We start from the raw sequence: 16,566 nt of genomic DNA on the forward strand, positions 1-16,566 counted from the left end.
TTATTTTATCGACTTCTCCTGGATTTTTTCTACAGCGGGTATATCAGCAGGTGCCCAATCCAAAGACATCAACTCATGTGGGGACAGCCAGGAGATGGCCACATGTTCAGTCAATGTAGGTTTCCCGCTTATCAGATGACAATAAAACGTAGTCAGGTGGACAAAACCAAAGTCATATTCATACACGGTTGTTTCGATCGCTTCTCCGATCTCAATGACGCAATCCATTTCCTCGTCGATCTCACGTTTTAATGCAGCCTGAGGCGTTTCGCCTTCCTCGATTTTCCCACCTGGGAACTCCCATTTGTACGCCAATGTTTTAGTAGCTCCACGCTGGGCACAGAGAATCTTTCCATCTTCGACGATTACAGCTCCAACTACGTGAATATGTTTTTTCATTTAAGTTACCTCCGGTCATGCAGCCTGGTATTTTATGTAGTGAATTCTGCATTTATAATCTATTATAGCAGGCCATTGTTTTTTGATTGTTTTAGCTCACTCAATTCTAGACTTAAAGAATCTTTCAGTGTCCTTATCCATAAAATATACGTAACAACCTTTCATGCCTCGTGTTAGAAGCACCCTATAAGTATTTTTTACTAAATCAACAAATTGTTCCTTCGAACGCTTTACAACAGTATCATGAGAATGTTCTTTATGCCCTTCCCAGGACTGAGTATCAAGATTATAAGTAAGATCTTTGCCAAAAATAATCCCAACATAATCAAATTCAAACCCTTGGGCTGTATAAATACAGCCAACTTGGTTGATTCCATTAGGATCGTACGCCCATAGAGAAGATTCAGGGATAGTTCTATCTAATCGCCTTGCACCAGGTTTCGCATTCCACGGCCTTTTAAAATCTCCTACAATCACATCTTCAATAAGTGAACCGTCTTGTACCGGGTCTGACCATTTCCAGCAAAAACCTGCTGTTAATCTAGCGCTATGTCCCTCACTTACTTTTTCTTTAATAGCATTGTCTAGGTCAACAGGTGAATTAAATATTTTAAATTCAAAATCATCATTTGAGTCCCAAAGAACGTTTGCAGTTTTTTTTATGGACAATGTATTGTTAATCCAATTGATAAATCCATCGGAACCATTGCAACGGAACTGTGCATCAAGTTCTTCAAAATATATTTTGCAATTGTTTTCTAGTGCATACTTAGCTATGTAAGATACAGAACCAATTTCATCTGGACGTACAACTTGATCATCATCGATGAAAAAAACAGATACTTTTGAGGCGTTGATAATTTCTGCAATTTGAGGTAAATCCGATCGATATTCTTTTTTTGTAAATCTATTATTACTAGTCTTTCTAATTCGGTGTGCTTCATCACAAATTAGAACATCGATTTCATTAGCTTTAGCGTCCATATAACTATTGAAATATTTAAATTGAACTCCGCCTCGTCGCCCGATGATTTCACGTAAAGTTTCAGTGAAAGCCTTAGAACCAGTAGCGTAGTGAGCATTATACCCATTCAATAATAGGTCTGCCATTAAATTAAGGGCGATGACAGATTTGCCCGTCCCCGGACCACCTTTTATTATTACCACTTGTTTTTGTTTATCATGGAATCCATCCTGAGCAAAGGCAAAGATTTTATCGTAAATAATTTGTTGTTTATCCAATAGGATATATTCGGAATTGCCTTTTATCGTATTACCTACGTGATCCATTAGTTTCTTGCTAGGCCTGTATTTACTATGCTCAATTCTGTTAAGGATCTCCATACCATCACCCAAGCCAACCTTGGATTGTAGGAACTCTTTGAGTTTAGTTACATCGTCTCCAGTGAACAAAGGATACTTCATTAACGGTTCGCTGAACTTATCGGCAAAAATCACATCATCTGAATAGTAGTTGTAGTTATGTAGATAAGCGCAAGCAGAGAGATCTATAGGATTATCCTCATAAAATGCAGTAAGTGTATCTTCTAAATATAGTTGGTATTTACCGACTTGTACTGAAGGATGTAGTAAATCTTTTTTTGAACCAGCTACCCATGTCACAACCTCATTCTGTCCATTTGACGCTTCACATTTATCCCATTGTTTAAGCTCAATAATTACGGCGTTTTCTTTTCCTGTCTCATCTTTTCCCGTGATCATACAATCCAATCTTTGAGAGTTGATTGGCAACTGGTACTCAAGGAATATACCATTATCATTGTTCAAGTTCGAATACTGAAATATTTGTGAGACTGCTCTCAGTGAGTTTTTCCAAGACTTAACTTCTGAATCAGAAGGATTATATCTGAAATGATGAAAAAAGCTAGTCTTAAGTTTTTCAGCAATTTGATTCTGAATGGTGTCCTCGATAAACTGGGCAGAGGTTCCAGAATAAAGTTTCATTTTGATGCCACCTCGAATTTTGTAATTAGGTATACATATAATAGTATATTTGTACTAGATTTTCTTCGACAAAAGTTCACACTAATCCTTTATTATGTATATAAGGCTTCATTTCATATTAAGTTCTTTAGTAAAGAATCACATAAATAGGTGTGTTTCAATAGCATTTTAATGAATTAATTTGGGGAGGGAATATAGTTGCAAGAATTGACTTCGAAAATTATTCGATTTAGGGATGAACGAAACTGGCGACAGTTTCATAATGCCAAAGATCTAGCCATTTCATTATCACTTGAAGCGAGTGAGTTACTGGAGCTCTTTCAATGGAAGCAAAACGATGAGGTTGTTAAAGAAAATTTAGAGGGTATTAAAGATGAACTTGCAGATGTTTTGTATTATGTTCTATTAATGAGTCACGATGTAGGAATAGATATTGAGGAAGCTCTGGAATCAAAACTCAGGAAGAATGAAAGGAAGTATCCGATCGAAAAGGCCTATGGGAGTAATAAAAAATACACTGAGTTGTAGTTTCTGCTAAACAAAAAGCGCCCTTGCTAATGTCGCAAGGGCGCTCTATCCCTGTTTCTCAACTCACTATATAAGATTGGTCGAAACGTGAGTGTGGTTAATCCAAATCTTTCCGAAAAGCTCTGCCGAAGGCAGTATGTAGTTTTAACTAATTACCAGCCGCCTTGACCATGATTGTTTGTGGTGGACATCGGGATGGTAGGAATCGGTTTTAATGGATCAGCTACAGTTAGGCTAGCTGGCAACACAAGGGCTCCTACGAAGCTAAGAATGAGTGATAGTACCATTAACTTTTTTTTCATTTCGATAATAAACCTCCTTCATTATTGCAGCATAGTTTTGGAGATCTGAATGACTTAACTTATGTCGGATATGCTCAATCGTCGAGCAGCATCTCACGATGTTAGTTACATTATTGATTTTATATGAGAGATCTAAGCTACCCAATATATATTTCGATCCTTTTTGAATATTTTCCTTCCGTATGTAATACATACCAAGATCGGTAAGAAAATTGGCAAAGCGATCATCTATTATATGTTCTGAATAACTTCCGATTGATCCTCCTCGTTGAAGATGGTCCGTGATTAGACTCTCAAACCTTTCGAGAATTTTTTCAATTTCAAAATGATACATGTTAGCTGCTTGAATGACTTTAAATAAAGCTCTTAGTACTTCGTTCTCCCTAGAAGAGATATACTCGATGTAAGGTTCTAGTACTTCTATGTTACCTTTCATTAGTTCATATAGATAACGGTTACCTCTGGCCCATTCCTGGAACTGCTCTTTGGTTCGTTCGGCAGTTTCATCTGATTCTATAATCCAGCTTTGATCCTCATAACAGGATAAATAATAAAGTGCTTGATCATAATCATCGTTATCTGCAGCTATGGAGCCTAACAGCAAATCGGAGTATAAAATATATCCAAACAACGGCTTGGCTGGCTGTGTGTGTTTCCTGCTAGGTCTCGTTTGGTTATGTTTCTGAGCATACAGCACTCTGGAGATGCGTCCCATTTCCTGAGTATGGTATTTTGCTTTATTCCATTGACGTAAGGACACTAACGTGTTGGCTAAATCTTTTAAAGCATCTAATTGCACCCCTTCAGGGAGTCGCTTGACATAAGTTTCAAATTGTATGGTACAGTTTAGATTATTTTCCTGGTTCGAGTTTAGGGAGCAAGTAAATATCCTGTATTGACACAAAGCCAATCGTTCGGCATGCTGGTGTTTTTCACTTTCGGCAACTTTTGTGTATATGATCAGGGCTGCCTCTAGATTTCCTTTGTGATATAGCGCTTCTGCGCTATCAAAGAGCAAAGAAGAATAAGTTAAATTATCCATCATCATACCAATAACGTGATCTAAGCATTTGAGTTTGTCTAGTTCGGCACAACGCATGATAAATGGGCCAAGTCGTCTCCAATTTGGAGATGATTGAATGATACATTCATTCGCATATAAGGAATAAAAATATCCCTCTTCCAAATTCATGGCCTCAGTAATTAAATCCAGGTTGGAGACGGAAAGGGGCTGTTGCCCTTTTATGAATCGGCTGAGAGTTCCTGAATTAATCCTCGATTTATTTGCAAAAGAGGAAATGCTGAGATTTTCCTTCTTCAGGTAACGTAATAGTTCCGTACTTATCGTTGTGTCTGTAGGTATCAAGGATATCCCCCTCCAGATTCAAATTCCATATTCAGGAAAATGACGTATATAAGTAATTTAATGCATAATACACCATTGGTCAATAACTTTATAGTAGGATTAGAAAGATAAGCTAAATTAAAGAGAAATACGTAGTTAGTAATTAATTCTAAAGAATCTAATGTAGGGGGAGTAGCATTGATTCATAAAAAATTTACAGAGTACTGAAATGCGTCCTTTTTAAGCCGTATTAATAGAGCCTTTTAGTATTAATAGAAGATCCCAGTTTTTGGTTGACCTATTAATATACGGCTTATAAGATGGCGGTAGGTGATCACTATATCCATATATGATATTAATGTTTCTAGGATTTGCTCAACTGCAGCAAGAGCTTATCTAACTGAACAGGGTGAATCACCATTACATATAGAACGGAGCTTTTCTATGTTTGAAAAATTAAAATCCTTGTTCAAATCCTCTGATAAGCCAAAGAAAAAGCCGGCTCAACATACGAATAAAGCCAAAACATCAGGAAACAACGCCAAACCCAAGGTTCAACCTACTCGTATTGGTGAACTGGGTGAACATAAGATTAATATTCAACTTGATCAACTCCCCAAGGGATGAAAGTATGTAAGTGATTTAATGGTGACGAATTCGAAGTCCCGTACGGGCTATTTGCAGATCGACCATGTTGTAGTTACACCGCAAGGATTGTTTGTCATCGAGACGAAGAACTACACGGGAGAGATTAAGGGAACAAGAGAGAATAAGTCATGGACGGTAAGTAACCGATTTAAAATGTACAATCCCTTTATGCAAAATTACGGCCATATTCAAGCGATTAAAAGTTTGCTCCCTGACTACCAAAAGAGCCGGTTCATCTCACTGGTTTCTTTTACAATGCGTTGTAGATTCAGCGTAGATCCGGAGCTTAGAAAAATTCAGTCGGACGAACTGATTGTGTACGATGTTGAGCTTTCCGAATATATTCAGCGCAAAATGAATCGGATTCAAGCGGAGAAGGTGGATACCGTTTTATCGGAAGCTGATATTCAGAAGATCTATCAATCATTGATTGAGGCGAACATCACTGATCCGAAGATTCGGGCTGAGCATATGGAGAAGGCAAAGTTACGTTAATATTAACGAAGATATGATAACACCAGAAATGAGGGCATATTTATGAAAGGCAAATTCTCTACAATGGCATTATTGCTTAGTTTGGCAGTTTTCTTTTCGTTTACGGGTGATGTCTCTGCTGCAGCAAAGAAACCGAAGGACATCTTTGCTGAAAAGTACCCTAATGAAGTGGTTAAGATCGTCAAAACCGATGACATTAACAATGACAAGAAAAAAGAATCGTTTATTCTCACTGAATCGGGTAATTTTTATCTGATTAACTCAAAGGGACGAGTTGTTTTAATTGACACAGGTATTATAAGTGATGAAGACTTTAAACAATCGACGATCCAAGTGTTTACAGTATCGAAGAACGAGAAACATGTGGCTGTTACGTTCTCTTATTTCCCCTCGAATACCCAGTTATATGTATATCGACTTCAACATGGGACATTGAGTAAAGTTCTTCAATTGATGGGCGATCAGGGAGTTATGATTGATTCAAAGGGTAAAGTACATCAGTACTGGAAGAACTTCAGAGACGAAGGCGGCTGGGATCTGGCAGAGGGAATATTCACCTGGAGTACAAAGACCAATAAATACAAAGGTTCAGGAAAATATATGCAACGGGATAATTCCTAAGGAGATACAGTGCATGTGGAATGTTGCTCTCTGTTGATCAGGAAAGACTAAGCGAAGCCCTTGGGCTCTTTCTGTTTTATAAATAAAGCCTATCAAAAAATTCCCGCGCAACTACTTCTCCATCTATTTGTCGAATTATCTCTTCACGATACCCTGTCTTGCTATCGTGGTCGCTCCGATTGTAAAGAGGATATTGGAAAGTTTTGTCGAATAGTTCTAAATGACTACATACACATATCAGAAGGGGGTCAAAAGAAGTGAAACAGGACACTAGAACTACTACATTTAATCAGCCCAATAGGACAACGCCCGCCCAAGCTAACAGGACCGTTAGCAGTAAATCTAGGGCGGCTAGTCCACAAGTAAACAGGGCAGCAACCAATAAAGTGGGGGGAGCGGATAGTCCTTCCGGTAACACGAGTAAAACAACAAAAGCAGCCATGAAGAATCAGCCAAAGGATAGACTAGGACAAGCTGTAGTATCATTAATATTCGGTATATTCGGAATATTGTTTTTCATAGTAGGGATGTTAAAGTTGGGCTTTGATTCCCAGTACAGCTATATGACTTCGCCAGGTACTATGGCCACAATTTTCTTTGCTTTTATACTTAGTGTTGTTGGTTTTATCTTAGGTATTATTGCAAGAAAATCTTCTAAAGGAAGAGGTATGGCGATAGCGGGGATTACCCTAACAACATTACCCGTTGTCGTCATGATCTTAATTATTGGTGGGGGACTGGTAGTAAACTACATGTGGTGGTAAGGTGGGTCAAATTTTGATACACCCCCGTCAATTATTGAACGGACTATCTATCTACATATGACTACAGGGCTTGATAGAACGGAGAATTTTGATATGCAGGGGCGAATAGCTCCTGTAATTGTGCTTGCATTTCTGTATAATAAAAGGCGGCTGTAGTTAGCCGCTCCATCATTGAGCAAATGCTATTCCTGTAATTTGTTATCACTGTCTACTCGTCACATGTGGAGTGTTGCGCACTGTTAGTGCGATAGGTGTAGAAGGCAATTAAAGTCATCTCAAAGCAGATAAAGTCGTGTTAAAGCCTAAAGTTGTGTTACAAGCCGGGCGAAATTCAGGTATGCACTCCTGTTTTTCCTCGGTTTTTTTATTGAATCCTTCCCCTTCATTTTTCCATAGTTTTTCTTCTGTTTTTAGCACGACTTGAATTGCCTTTTTGGTCCCGATCTTCACATCCTCCTACCGTATCATTAAAAAATTGTGGAATTAATTCGGAAAATGGAAATAAAGTAAGATAATAGTACAGTAAAAACCTGTGGCATGTCTCATGTAAGCGCTACAGATAAATAAAGAACAAGGAGGTTTGAAAATGACTAATAAAAGGTTTTCTTTTAAGCGCTTATCACTTTTGGTAGTTTTAGTAGTATTTCTATCCACATTTTGCGCAGCCTTACCGTCAGTAAACGCAGCCGCTAGAGGAGCATGGGCTCCAAATACTGCATATGCAGCAAATGACACAGTAACCTATAGTGGAAGCACTTATACCTGTCTTCAGGCACATACTTCTCTCGTAGGTTGGGAACCGTCCAATGTTCCTGCTTTATGGCAGAAAGGCGGTAGCGGCGGAACTACGCCACCGACAACAAACGGAGTGACGTTCTATGCAGATATAAACTATGGAGGAAAAGCAGTGACACTCGGGATAGGCAATTATACACTGTCTCAGTTGAATGCAAACGGAATTCCGAATGACTGGATGTCGTCTCTTAAGGTTCCAAGCGGTTGGACGGTTGAAGTATATGAGAATGATAATTTTGGAGGAACCAAGTGGACCTTTACTTCAGATTCTTCCTGGGTTGGCAACACGATCAATGACAAAATGTCATCGGTCAAGATTTATACGGGTTCACCACCTCCTACAGTAACAAAGCCTGCCGAGGTTCCAAGCCATATATGGACATATGTCATGAATGCGGACAATGCCTATGGGAAAGGCGGAGATTTTGCTTTATTGTTAAGTGCTGTTATCAAAAAGGAAAGCAGCTTTGGAGCAGGTTTACCAGGTAGTCCATCGGCCGGCGACGGATTGATGCAGGTAGAACCAAACACACGCAATGCGTATTTATCTCAATTCAGCTCAAAATTTGGCCGTGCGTATAATCATAGCAGTGAACAAGATCAGGTATATCTGGGCGCGTTAATTTTAAATGAGAAGATTACGAAGTTTGGAAATATCTACAACGGATTATTACACTACAACGGTGGAGATAACTGGTATCCGGGAGCCACGGATTCTTATGGCCGTCCTATTCTGGCAGATCAATATGCAGATGCAGTTTATGCTACTTATAAGGGTTATGGCGGAAAGAATTAAGGTGTTACATTGATATGTAAATAACGCACATTTGGATGGTACAGCATACTTCGGACTTACTCCTGTAGCTAAAACTGTTCCTAATACGATTACTTGGAGAATTAATCTTTAATATAAATGGCCTCCTGTAAATTGGGGGCCATTTAATTAGCGTAACGAGGTTCTTTTAAACAGGTAGTGAAGAAATATTGATGTAGTTGCAATGCGGTAGCGATTTTCAAATGAAATTTGGCCGTAATTACCGTTTAACATTTGCTCCACATCGTTTTCATCTACTCTAGAATACAAGGCAATAGTTTGGTTAGTAATATTAAAAACCTGATTTAGGACCTCAATTATTCCCCGTACTCGTTCATCCTCCCCGACTTGTTCCATTCCGGTAGATAACATGACCAATAACTGTTTTAATGTAGCTAAGTCATGCCCATACTCCTGCTTATTAATTAGCTCTTCATCAATTCCGGTTATCAAACTTAACGACTGCGTTGATATATGATACTTTTTGGTAACTATTTCAAACAACCGACCGAACTCATCTTCGTCATTGTTTGGTATAACTATTTTTTTAATAGAGTCCACAGATTCACAATCCCCTTTCGGATAGTAGTAACTCTAGCCGCTTCTAATATATCTCAATTTATGGAATTAATATAAATTTTCATCAAAGGTAGTGGAATCCTCCGCTTCGCACGGTCTTCCCATAGGCTTCACAAAGTTCGCCTTCCGTAAAGTTGGGAGATGGGGATCGTGATGAAGATACATCAAAAATTGACGCACCCCTCAATATTTTACTTCCTCTTAGCAGGCGTCCACTTTTCGGAAATAATTGAATCAAAAGGCTCCGAGCCTTGTGATATGCTCCCCTTTTAGCAGACAGGTAAAAAAACCGACTGCTTGAAGGGGAGTTTTCTTTAGTCAAAATCGAATCCATTTAGTGCCGGAGCATCATATTTCAAAAAAAAACGATTTTCTGAACTTGATATGTGTCGGTTGCCGTAAGAATTATTCAAGGCATCCTGCATGTATATCAAAAAGATTAAGACCTTATATGTTTTTCATATTTTTATTGTAGATAGCCGCATGCTAACATATACAAATGCAGATTAAGGGGGACTGTTATTCAGTTTCTGCTTCATGGTTTTTATTCATTCGATATAGGTGGTCCTAAATGTTAAAAAAGTCAGCGTTTCCATTACTACTGCTCAACATGTTTCTCGCTAATCTAAGTATGGGCCTTGTCATTCCGATCATACCGGAACTTCTTGAGCAGTTTACGGCAAGCGGACAGGCCGCGGGCTATTTGGTCTCCTGCTTTGGCCTGACCCAGTTTCTATTCTCACCTCTTGCAGGTAATTTGTCAGATCGATATGGCCGTAAACCCATGATTATCATAGGTTTGATCTTGTTCGCCATCTCCAACTTGCTCGCAGCGTTCGCGGGCGATCTAACTTTATTATTCGTATCGCGATTGATTGGCGGAATAGGCTCAGCAGCCTTAATCCCGTCCATCATTGCTTATATTGCCGACATTACAGCAGATGAGCAGCGCAGCAAGGCCATGTCATGGTTAGGTGCGTCGATGACATCCGGGTTTATTATTGGACCGGGTGTCGGCGGATTGCTTGCGGAATGGGGCATTAAGATGCCCTTCTATGTATCCGCATGTGTAGGGCTGCTGGCGATGGTTTGCAGTCTATGGGGATTCCCTGAATCGCTGTCGGCGGATAATCGCCAGATGCGTAGTCAAGTGAAGGAGAAGAGCGAGAATGTATTCCGGCAAATCGTGCTTTCGGTTCGGTCTCGTTATTTTGTCCTGTTGCTCATTGTTTTCGCCATGACCTTTGGTTTAACGCATTTTGAAGCGATTTTCCCGCTTTTTGTCGTACAAGTCTACGGATTCACAACGCGTCAAATTTCTATACTGCTTACCGTATGTTCGCTCATCGGCACGTTGAATCAATTGTTGTTCACTGACCGGATCACACGACGATTCGGAGAAAAACGGATCATCGTTGCCATGTTGTTGTTATCGGCAGTATCCCTTGTATTCTTATTATTCTCAGGCCATTTTTACTATGTCATGGTAGTCACGATGTTGTTCTTTACGTTCAATAATATATTGCGCCCCACGATCAATACGCTGCTATCCAGAGTGGCCGGGGATGAACAGGGATTTGTTGCAGGGATGAATAACGCTTATACAAGTCTCGGTACGATATTTGGACCGATGCTGGCAGGTATTTTGTTTGAAGTCCACTTTAACTTGCCCTATCTGTTTGGTGGATTCGTACTGCTAGTGAGCAGCATTTTCACGGGAAGTCGATTGAGAAATATAATATCTTTTCAACGCGGCTGATGTGACTAATCCTCCACAAAAACAAGAACAGTTGTCTTTGGAGGACAGACGCGTTGGCAAAAAGCGGATTTTAAACATGGCAGATAGGATGAAGTTAAAGCATCCCATTTTGCAGTTTTTTTATGAACTACGGCTCAGTACGCTATGAAAATTACTGAATTTTAATAAAAAGAATGCCCCGGTGAGGGCATTCTTTTTTTAGGCACCAAGGAACATGTTCATGTCATCTTCCACATTGGTGATGCCGCCGATACCGAAGTTTTCCACGAGGACTTTGGCAACGTTAGGCGACAGGAATGCAGGGAGCGTAGGGCCCAGATGAATATTTTTAACGCCAAGATATAGCAGGGCAAGCAGCACGATCACCGCTTTTTGCTCATACCAGGCAATGTTATAGGCAATCGGCAAATCATTAATATCCTCAAGGCCGAATACTTCCTTCAGCTTCAATGCAATCACGACGAGGGAGTAAGAATCATTGCATTGACCAGCGTCCAGGACCCGCGGAATACCGCCGATTTCGCCTAGATCCAGTTTATTGTATTTGTATTTGGCACAGCCTGCAGTCAGGATGACTGTGTCTTTCGGAAGTTCAGCCGCAAAATCGGTGTAATAATTGCGGGATTTCATCCGTCCGTCGCAGCCGGCCATGACGAAGAAGCGGCGGATCGCCCCGGATTTCACGGCATCGACGACTTGATCGGCCACGTTCATCACAGCGGCATGAGCGAAACCGCCGATGATCTCACCCGTTTCAAGTTCCGTTGGAGCTGGGCATCCTTTCGCTTGCTCGATCAGTGTGGAGAAGTCTTTGGGAGTACCGTCTTTTCCTTCTGGAATATGGCGGACACCCGGAAACCCAGTGTTGCCTGTTGTATATATACGGTCCTTATAACTGTCTTTCGGCGGAACGATACAGTTGGTCGTCATTAATATCGGTCCGTTAAAGGCTGCGAATTCGCTATTCTGCTTCCACCAGGCATTCCCGTAATTGCCTACAAAATGCTCATATTTCTTGAATGCCGGATAATAGTGGGCAGGCAGCATTTCACTGTGCGTGTACACGTCCACGCCTGTTCCTTCCGTCTGCTTCAGCAGCTCCTCCAAATCCTTCAGATCATGGCCGCTGATGAGAATGCCGGGCCGGTTTCTTACCCCGATATTTACCTTCGTAATTTCAGGATTTCCGTAAACGGAAGTGTTCGCTTCATCAAGCATCGCCATGGCGTTTACGCCGTATTTACCGGTTTCCATCGTCAAAGCTACCAGATCCTGCACTTCAAGGCTGTCGTCAAGCGTGGCGGCAAGTGCACGGCGCATAAAACGGTTTATTTCGTTATCATCCTTCTCCAGATGAAGCGCGTGGTACATATAAGCAGCCATCCCCTTCAAGCCGTAAGTAATCAATTCGCGCAGCGAGCGGATGTCTTCATTCTTGGTCGAGAGGACACCAACCGTACGTGCCTTTTCATCAAAAGCAGCTTCGTTATCCGCTTGCCAGACGGCAGCATCAGGGAGATTGGCGGTTCCCTCCGGATATTGTTCGTTATAATAGGTGCGCACCTCTCCGCGGAGCTCTATCGCTTCCCGGATTTTTTCCACAAAAACCTCGCGGTCAAAGTTGGCGTTCGTAATTGTTGCAAACAAGGAGTCCATAATAAACAGCGATACGCGCTGTTCAAGCACCTCCGGCAGCTGGACATCCAGACTGAGAAAAGAGATACCTTTCAGCAGATAAATCAGTAAATCTTGCAGGTTTGCCACATCATGCGGTTTGCCGCATACTCCGACAATGGTGCAGCCTGTTCCTTTGGATGCTTCCTGACATTGAAAGCAGAACATGGACGGCTGATGCTGTAAGGTCTCTTGGGCGTTGTTATTCATTATTTCTCCTCCAATTTCGTGATTATTAGTCGTAAGGTCAGTAAATGATTGCCTCGCAATTGGACTGTTGAAGACAGTATACTTCGCTCCCACAACCGACATAGTGATTGCAATCACAATTTTTTAAGTAGTGAGTTTAATCACAAACCCGGTCCGTTTCTTCTTTTAAACTGGAATTAATGAACTAAGAAGAAATGAGGAGAGAACATGTCGATTTTACCTCAAGAGAATGAACTGGGATTTTTCGAGATCCGTCTCGAATCCATCGGCGGGCTTGGCGCCAATCTGGCCGGAAAAATGCTGGCCGAAGCCGGGGTTACCGGCTCCGGACTTAACGGTTCGAATTTTTCCAGCTATGGTTCGGAGAAAAAAGGGTCGCCAGTGAAGAGTTTCGTAAGGTTCTGCGATTCCGAGGTGGAAATCCGCGATCACAGTCCCATTGAGCAGCCGCATGTCGTCGGCGTATTTCATGAAGCATTGTATAAGACGATCGATGTCATAAGCGGATTACAGCCTGATGGAACGGTGCTTGTGAATACGGCGCGAGACCTTTCCGAAGTGGCCGTGGATCTGAACATGACGCAGGGAACGCTGGCCGTAGTTGATGCGCTGAAAATTTCCGTTGAGGAAAAAACCAAAGTGAATACGGCAATGCTGGGGGCTTTGTTCCGGATTTGCAGCTTCCTAAACCCGGACGATATGCGGCAGGTGATCCGCACAACATTTGAGAAAAAGCTGCCCCACCTCGTGGAAGCGAATTTGCGGACCTTTGACAGAGGATATAACGAAGTCCAGTTCCTTTCCTTGGGAGATGGCTCAGAGCTTATAGACCCAATCGCTTTCGCAAGACCGCAGCCGATCCTTGGATATGACACGCAGGAGCTGGGCGGGATTCTGAACGTTACGGCGAACAGTGTTCTGAAGGATCTTAGCGGCTCCCGGCAGGGATATTTGCCAGAGTACAAGATAGAGGACTGCATTCACTGTGCCGCCTGCGATACGGTATGTCCGGATTTCTGCATCGTGTGGGAGAAGAAACCGGATAAGCGCGGGAATATGCAGATGTTTATGAAAGGTATCGATTATCAGTATTGCAAAGGCTGCCTGAAGTGTATCGAAGCTTGTCCGACCACCGCTTTGGCTGCCATGTTAGAAGAGCCGCATTATGCGGAGCAGCACCGTGTGCCGCAATCATTTCCCTATTTAACTGCGGAGGGAGTCAGATCATGAATATGCAAATTCAAGAAACAACGGAGAACAAGCTGGCGGCCGCTCAAACGGCAGTCTTCGAATCGGGCAACGAAATGGCTGCCATGGCGGCTGCCCAGATTAACTATCACATTATGGGTTATTTTCCGATTACACCTTCTACGGAAATTGCCCAATATCTTGACATGATGCGTACACGCGGCGAACATGACATCAAGCTGATTCCAGCTGACGGCGAACATGGCTCGGCGGGGATTTGCTACGGTGCGGCCGCAGCCGGAGCACGGGTATTCAATGCTACCAGTGCGAATGGTTTCCTGTATATGATCGAACAGCTTCCTGTGCAGGCGGGCACACGTTTCCCGATGGTCATGAATTTGGTGACGCGTGCAGTCAGCGGACCGCTGGATATTCGCGGTGACCATTCGGATCTTTACTACGGTCTGAATACCGGCTGGGTGATTTTGACGGCCCGTTCACCGCAGGCAGTTTATGACATGAATATCATGGCGCTGCGAATCGCTGAACATGAAGACGTACGCCTGCCGGTCATTGTAGCTTATGACGGATTTTTCACATCGCACCAGAAACGCCGGGTACAAATATTTACGAACCGGGAAACTGTTCAGGAGTTTGTAGGGGAAAAGGCGCCTGAATATCCACATGTGCTGGACGAGAACAACCCGATCGTTGTTGGGGCTTATATGAACGGCGACGATTTGATGAATAACCACTTCCAACAGTCAAACGCCATGTACCGTGCGGGCGAGGTGTTCGAGGAAGTGGCAGAGGAATACGCAGCTTTATCCGGAAGATCCTATTCGCCGCTTGATCTGTATCGCATGGAAGATGCAGAGGTGGCTTTATTCCTGCTCAATTCGGCGGCCGAATCCTCCAAAGACGTCGTGGATCGGCTGCGGGCGAAAGGAATTAAAGCGGGCATAATCAGCCCGAATATTCTCCGGCCGTTCCCGGCAAGAGAAATCCGCGAGGCGTTGACACGTGTCAAAGCGCTACTGGTTGGCGAACGTGCCGATTCTTACGGTGCGCACGGGGCCAATCTGACCCATGAGGTCAAAGCGGCCCTGCAGGAAATCCGTGGTCCGCAGCCTATTGTGCTGTCCCGCATATTTGGTCTTGGCGGGAAAGACTATTACGCGGATGACGCAGAAGCTTTTTTTGCCTTGACGATCGAGGCCATGGAGCTCGGTTATGCCAAAATGCCGTTTGATTATTACGGTCAAACACGGGGAGATGAGCAGCAAAGGCTGCAGCCAGTCATTGCCCCGATGAATGGAGACAGCTTTAAATCTGGCCTGATTACCGTAAAGGTAGATGAAGAGACAAGCAAACTATCCGTTAAAGTGCCGCCGATGCGGGCGCTTGCCGCGAAACCGAAACGGTTTGCTTCCGGTCACGGAGCCTGCCCGGGCTGCGGTATTTTCCCGGCGCTGGAGCTCTTTTTCAAAGGGATTGAAGGCAATGTCGTTACTTTATTCCATACCGGCTGCGCTTATATCACAACAACGGGTTATCCATATAACTCGCATAAGCAGAGCTTCATTCATAATTTGTTCCAGAACGGACCGGCTACTTTATCCGGCACGGTAGAAGCGTTCCTTGAGAAGAAACGTCGCGGGGAAATCGAGGTTCCTGAGGACTTCACTTTTGTGATGGTGACCGGCGACGGCGGCATGGACATCGGGATGGGTTCGGCCATCGGGACGGCGCTGCGGGGCCATAATCTGATCATTCTGGAATATGATAATGAAGGCTATATGAACACCGGTGCACAGCTTTCGTATTCTACACCATTAGGACACATGACCAGTACGTCGGGTGTCGGCAAACAGCAGCAGGGCAAAGCGTTCCATCACAAAGATACAGTGCAAATGATGGCGGCGGCACATATTCCGTACGTATTCACGGGGACAGAAGCATTTCCGCAGGATCTTGTGAAAAAGGCGGCAAAAGCGCAGTGGTACGCCCAGAATGTAGGTACCGTCTACGGCAAGCTGCTGATCACATGCCCGCTGAACTGGAAATCGAGCGACAAGGATGGGGAGAACATCGTCCGCGCGGCCGTGAATTCAAACTTCTTCCCACTGTATGAAGTAGAGCAGGGAGAAACGAATATTACGTACGATCCTGAAGCGAAGAAAAAACAGGTGCCGCTCAGCGACTGGCTGAAATATATGGGCAAATCAAGACATCTGCTCAAGGAAGAAAACAAAGAAATGCTTGGCGAATTTGAAAAAGAAGTGGAGCGGCGCTGGTCGATTCTGAAAGCGAAACACGAGAACCCGCTGCTATAAAATATTCAATTCAGCATACTAGGATTTACAGCAACCGGAGCGGGCATTGTCCCGCTTCTTTTTTTGTTTATAAATTATGATTAGGGGCCTTGACCGGATGTGCGGAACGCAATTTGAGTCTAGCCTCATCGAGCAAATGGCTAT

General features: G+C 42.9%; 15 protein-coding genes. 9 read left to right on the forward strand and 6 right to left on the reverse strand.

All coding sequences use genetic code 11. The features are described 5' to 3' along the window. The gene (locus MKY48_RS05430) at positions 1-399 is read right to left on the reverse strand and encodes a (deoxy)nucleoside triphosphate pyrophosphohydrolase (protein WP_339292459.1); all 399 of its coding nucleotides are present in this window, start codon (positions 397-399) and stop codon (positions 1-3) included. A gap of 96 nt (positions 400-495) precedes the next feature. Next, entirely contained in the window at positions 496-2,364 is a 1,869-nt protein-coding gene (locus MKY48_RS05435) for a DUF2075 domain-containing protein (RefSeq protein ID WP_339292460.1), read from the reverse strand. 198 nt (positions 2,365-2,562) lie between these two features. On the opposite strand from MKY48_RS05435, the gene MKY48_RS05440 reads away from it, so the two are divergent. Continuing rightward, complete coding sequence (locus MKY48_RS05440; RefSeq protein ID WP_339292461.1) at positions 2,563-2,892, forward strand: nucleotide pyrophosphohydrolase; 330 nt, start codon at positions 2,563-2,565, stop codon at positions 2,890-2,892. Between the two features lie 264 nt (positions 2,893-3,156). On the opposite strand, the gene MKY48_RS05445 is transcribed toward MKY48_RS05440, so the two are convergent. Next, positions 3,157-4,560 carry a helix-turn-helix transcriptional regulator gene (locus tag MKY48_RS05445; protein ID WP_339292462.1) on the reverse strand — a complete coding sequence of 468 codons (1,404 nt, stop codon included), beginning with the start codon at positions 4,558-4,560 and terminating at the stop codon, positions 3,157-3,159. A 423-nt stretch (positions 4,561-4,983) separates the two neighbouring features. On the opposite strand from MKY48_RS05445, the gene MKY48_RS05450 reads away from it, so the two are divergent. The 4 genes from MKY48_RS05450 to MKY48_RS05465 all read left to right on the forward strand — a co-directional run bounded on the left by MKY48_RS05450 (position 4,984) and on the right by MKY48_RS05465 (position 7,067). Next, positions 4,984-5,166: a hypothetical protein gene (locus MKY48_RS05450; protein ID WP_339292463.1), complete on the forward strand. Its 183-nt coding sequence runs from the start codon at positions 4,984-4,986 to the stop codon at positions 5,164-5,166. A gap of 21 nt (positions 5,167-5,187) precedes the next feature. After that, the gene (locus tag MKY48_RS05455) at positions 5,188-5,682 is read left to right on the forward strand and encodes a nuclease-related domain-containing protein (RefSeq protein WP_339292464.1); all 495 of its coding nucleotides are present in this window, start codon (positions 5,188-5,190) and stop codon (positions 5,680-5,682) included. A gap of 42 nt (positions 5,683-5,724) precedes the next feature. Beyond that, positions 5,725-6,303 (forward strand): hypothetical protein, encoded by a 579-nt coding sequence (locus tag MKY48_RS05460; protein ID WP_339292465.1) that lies wholly within the window; start codon positions 5,725-5,727, stop codon positions 6,301-6,303. 257 nt (positions 6,304-6,560) lie between these two features. Continuing rightward, positions 6,561-7,067: a DUF4190 domain-containing protein gene (locus MKY48_RS05465; RefSeq protein ID WP_339292466.1), complete on the forward strand. Its 507-nt coding sequence runs from the start codon at positions 6,561-6,563 to the stop codon at positions 7,065-7,067. 270 nt (positions 7,068-7,337) lie between these two features. Here MKY48_RS05465 and MKY48_RS05470 read toward each other — a convergent pair whose 3' ends face one another. Beyond that, positions 7,338-7,517 (reverse strand): hypothetical protein, encoded by a 180-nt coding sequence (locus MKY48_RS05470; RefSeq protein ID WP_339292467.1) that lies wholly within the window; start codon positions 7,515-7,517, stop codon positions 7,338-7,340. 136 nt (positions 7,518-7,653) lie between these two features. Between MKY48_RS05470 and MKY48_RS05475 the strand changes: the two genes are divergently transcribed. Then, positions 7,654-8,658 carry a carbohydrate-binding protein gene (locus MKY48_RS05475; RefSeq protein ID WP_339292468.1) on the forward strand — a complete coding sequence of 335 codons (1,005 nt, stop codon included), beginning with the start codon at positions 7,654-7,656 and terminating at the stop codon, positions 8,656-8,658. Between the two features lie 147 nt (positions 8,659-8,805). Here MKY48_RS05475 and MKY48_RS05480 read toward each other — a convergent pair whose 3' ends face one another. Next, positions 8,806-9,237, reverse strand: coding sequence for an HTH domain-containing protein (locus tag MKY48_RS05480; protein WP_339292469.1), 432 nt, complete (start codon positions 9,235-9,237; stop codon positions 8,806-8,808). Positions 9,238-9,826: 589 nt separating this feature from the next. On the opposite strand from MKY48_RS05480, the gene MKY48_RS05485 reads away from it, so the two are divergent. Further along, positions 9,827-11,014 (forward strand): MFS transporter, encoded by a 1,188-nt coding sequence (locus MKY48_RS05485; RefSeq protein WP_339292470.1) that lies wholly within the window; start codon positions 9,827-9,829, stop codon positions 11,012-11,014. 198 nt (positions 11,015-11,212) lie between these two features. On the opposite strand, the gene hcp is transcribed toward MKY48_RS05485, so the two are convergent. Then, positions 11,213-12,898 carry a hydroxylamine reductase gene (gene hcp, locus MKY48_RS05490; protein ID WP_339292471.1) on the reverse strand — a complete coding sequence of 562 codons (1,686 nt, stop codon included), beginning with the start codon at positions 12,896-12,898 and terminating at the stop codon, positions 11,213-11,215. Between the two features lie 207 nt (positions 12,899-13,105). Here hcp and MKY48_RS05495 point away from each other — a divergent pair, with 207 nt between their 5' ends. Then, complete coding sequence (locus tag MKY48_RS05495; protein ID WP_339292472.1) at positions 13,106-14,128, forward strand: 2-oxoacid:acceptor oxidoreductase family protein; 1,023 nt, start codon at positions 13,106-13,108, stop codon at positions 14,126-14,128. Beyond that, positions 14,125-16,422, forward strand: a complete 2,298-nt coding sequence (locus tag MKY48_RS05500; protein WP_339292473.1) for a thiamine pyrophosphate-dependent enzyme — start codon at positions 14,125-14,127, stop codon at positions 16,420-16,422. Before MKY48_RS05495 ends, MKY48_RS05500 begins: the two co-directional genes overlap by 4 nt. Positions 16,423-16,566: the final 144 nt, after the last annotated feature.

The sequence above is a fragment of the Paenibacillus sp. FSL W8-0187 genome (assembly GCF_037969755.1).
Lineage (GTDB): Bacteria > Bacillota > Bacilli > Paenibacillales > Paenibacillaceae > Paenibacillus_AQ.

Coding starts and splice junctions, on each gene's coding strand:
- MKY48_RS05430 (WP_339292459.1), bottom strand. CDS start 399: ATGAAAAAACATATTCACGTAGTTGGAGCTGTAATCGTCGAAGATGGA.
- MKY48_RS05435 (WP_339292460.1), bottom strand. CDS start 2,364: ATGAAACTTTATTCTGGAACCTCTGCCCAGTTTATCGAGGACACCATT.
- MKY48_RS05450 (WP_339292463.1), top strand. CDS start 4,984: ATGTTTGAAAAATTAAAATCCTTGTTCAAATCCTCTGATAAGCCAAAG.
- MKY48_RS05460 (WP_339292465.1), top strand. CDS start 5,725: ATGAAAGGCAAATTCTCTACAATGGCATTATTGCTTAGTTTGGCAGTT.
- MKY48_RS05475 (WP_339292468.1), top strand. CDS start 7,654: ATGACTAATAAAAGGTTTTCTTTTAAGCGCTTATCACTTTTGGTAGTT.
- MKY48_RS05485 (WP_339292470.1), top strand. CDS start 9,827: ATGTTAAAAAAGTCAGCGTTTCCATTACTACTGCTCAACATGTTTCTC.
- hcp (WP_339292471.1), bottom strand. CDS start 12,898: ATGAATAACAACGCCCAAGAGACCTTACAGCATCAGCCGTCCATGTTC.
- MKY48_RS05495 (WP_339292472.1), top strand. CDS start 13,106: ATGTCGATTTTACCTCAAGAGAATGAACTGGGATTTTTCGAGATCCGT.
- MKY48_RS05500 (WP_339292473.1), top strand. CDS start 14,125: ATGAATATGCAAATTCAAGAAACAACGGAGAACAAGCTGGCGGCCGCT.